Consider the following 2879-nt stretch of genomic DNA (forward strand, 5'->3'; position numbering starts at 1 on the left):
CGGCATCGGGTTGCGCCACAGGCGTATTAATCATGTGCATCTCCGATGTGCATGAACCATGCACATAGTTTGCCATACTTCCCGACACGGACATAGCTTCAAGTGGATGTTATGTCCCTTAAATCCTGGTCGAAGCAATTTGGCCGCCTTGGTAGCCTGAAGTCTGCATTCCCGGATATGCGAGGGTTCTCTCCGCGCAACCTGAAATACATGCGCGCCTTTGCCCTGGCATGGCCGGATCCGGAAGTTGTGCAGCAGCCTGCTGCACAATTGCCGTGGCTCCACCTTTGCACCTTGCTCGACAAGGTCAAAGATACCGCGCATCGAGACTGGTATGCCGCCAAGGCGCTCGAACACCGCTGGTCGCGCACATGCAGATCGAGACGGCCGCGCACGCGCGCGCCGGCAATGCGGTCACCAACTTTGCGGAACGCCTGCCACCCCCGCAATCCGATCTCGCGCGCGACACGCTCAAGGATCCCTATATCTTCGACTTCCTTGGCCTGACCGAGAATGCCCAGGAGCGAGACATCGAGCGCGCGCTCACGCAGCACATCACGCGTTTCCTCCTTGAACTGGGCGCCGGGTTCGCGTTCGTGGGTCGCCAGTACTGGCTGGAAGTCGGGTGACGAGTTTTTCGTCGATCTACTTTTCTACCACCTCAAGCTGCGTTGTTATGTCGTCGTCGAACTGAAAACGACGCCGTTCAAGCCCGAATACGCGGGGCAGTTGAACTTCTACCTGTCCGCGATCGATGCGCAGGTGAAGGCAGCCGAGGACCAGCCGACCATCGGCCTGCTGCTGTGCAAGGAGAAGAACCGGCTCGTGGCGGAATATGCACTGCGTGGCGTGGCCAAGCCAATGGGCGTGGCCGAGTATCAACTGATGCGCGAGGTCCCACCCTCGCTGGAGACCGGTCTGCCGACCATCGATCAGATCGAGGCCGAACTGCGCCCCGACCTGCCGAACGGCACCGCATAAACATCATTGGGCAACCGCCCACGGCGCTTTCACCCGCAGACGCTAGCGCCGGAGACTGAAAAGCCGCAGCAGCTCATCGCGCAATCCGGAGATATCGAGGACATGCTGTGCGCGGGTCACGGCCACGTAGAGCAGGCGCAACTCATCGTCGTCCGGCATCGGGTTGCCCTCGGCACCCCGCAGGCGGAAATCGTCGGCCACCCTGACCCGTTTCCATTCGAGGCCCTTGGCGCGATGGACGGTCGAGATCACATAGTCGGCGGCGCCTTCCGCCGCCGAGCGCTGTGCCAGGGCCCGCAGATAGCCTGTACCCAGCTCGTCGACGATGCGCACCACCGGCAGCAGGTCCTGGCCAAACGCACTGCGCGCGAACGCCTGCGCCTCGCTCCAGTTCTCGAACAGCGAAAGCGCCGCCGGGCGGAACGCCCGCTGGCCGGCCAGCAACCGGTCCACGCCATCAGCGTAAGCGAGAATCTCGGCCGAACTCATCCGGATTGCCGGTCGATGTCCCGCTTCGAGTCCCGCGGCGAACTGCCAGATCGCCGTAACGTTCTTCCGGCACAGGATCGCGTCGACCGGCGGCGCCAGCGCGGGATCTTCCACCATGAGCGAGCCGATCGCTTCCTGTCCCCGGATGGGCGTGCGTTCGCCCAGCAGCGTGAGCAGACGGCTCGCGAGCGCCGCGAACGTGTCGCCAAAGCGGAACGACTCCGTGAGCGCACATTCGGGCGCGTCGATCTGCGCCATCGCGTTGACCGCTCCCCGCCACTCGTAGATCTGCTGGTAAGGGTCGCCCACGTAGATGATCTGCGCGCGGCGCTGCCGGCCAAGGACCGAAAGCATCACACCGTCGCTGTCCTGCGCCTCGTCGAAGAGGATGAAATCGGCTTCGATGCGCGGCTCGGCGAGTGCCCAGAGTTTCAGGAGCACGTCCGGTGAAATGGCGCTCGCAGCGCGAGTGGCTGCGCCCTCTTCCCACAGCCGCCCAACGTAAGGCAGCAGGTAGGCGCGCAGTTGCGCGGCCACCTCGCCGTCGATCTTTTCGTCGACGACGATATGCTGCGTTGCCGGCTGAAGATCCGCGGAACGGCAGAACCGGTCGAGCCCGTCGGCAATCATCCGCCCGATCTCGAACGGAGCAATCTCGACAGCCTTTCCCGTCACCGTGCGCACTTCCAGCGGACCAAGCCCGTAGCGTGCAGCCAGTTCATGCGGCGGCTCGCCCTGAAGACTCATCCGGCTTCGCAGCGACGGACTGACGGAGGCCCATGCCAGCGAATGCATCGTCCGCGAGACGACGTGAGGCGGGAAGCGCCGGGCTGCGCTCGCGGCAATTTCCCGATTGAAGGCGAGGTACATACCGCGCTGCGGGCCGAACTGCTCTGCCACGAGCTGAAGTGTCGAAGTCTTGCCTGCGCCGGCAAATGCCTTGACCTTCAGGTCGCCGGCGCAAAGCGCCGCGTCGACCACGGCCTGCTGCTCTGCCGTAGGAATCAAGCTTCTCTTCACGCGATACCAGACCTCATGTGCGATCGCCCCTGGCGATATGGATCTGCTGATTCTCGCATAGCCCACAGCCGATCGAGCAGCCCGGCTGCGGGGGCATCATTAGCACGGTCGAGCATTTGAGCACCGGAAACAGCCCACCTGACGTTGAGCAAGGCAGCGGAGCCCGTCACGCGTCAACAAGGTCAAGCCCATTTTCGCCATCCGATTGATCTGAAACCACCGTTGCTTCAGCTCAGAAACATAGGAGTGCAGATTAAGAGTTTATCACCTTTATTATGTAAAGAAGAGCTACCGAATCCCATCGGACCCGTCGGACCCGTCGAAAGCGAGCGGTATCCGCACTCGGACTTCTTGCGTTTAAGGACCTCATCGCCATAGACGCCCATGCG

Annotated in this window: 1 protein-coding gene and 1 pseudogene; one reads left to right on the top strand and one right to left on the bottom strand. The window is 62.5% G+C overall.

What is annotated here, in order from left to right:
• Positions 1-156: 156 nt before the first annotated feature.
• A pseudogene (locus U5A57_RS41085) lies at positions 157-981 on the top strand (PDDEXK nuclease domain-containing protein); the annotation flags it as partial.
• Between the two features lie 42 nt (positions 982-1023).
• Here the strand turns inward: U5A57_RS41085 and U5A57_RS41090 are convergent.
• The gene (locus U5A57_RS41090; protein WP_415774719.1) at positions 1024-2451 is read right to left on the bottom strand and encodes a UvrD-helicase domain-containing protein; all 1428 of its coding nucleotides are present in this window, start codon (positions 2449-2451) and stop codon (positions 1024-1026) included.
• Positions 2452-2879: the final 428 nt, after the last annotated feature.

The sequence above is a fragment of the Paraburkholderia sp. J11-2 genome, from assembly GCF_905220185.1.
GTDB lineage: Bacteria > Pseudomonadota > Gammaproteobacteria > Burkholderiales > Burkholderiaceae > Paraburkholderia.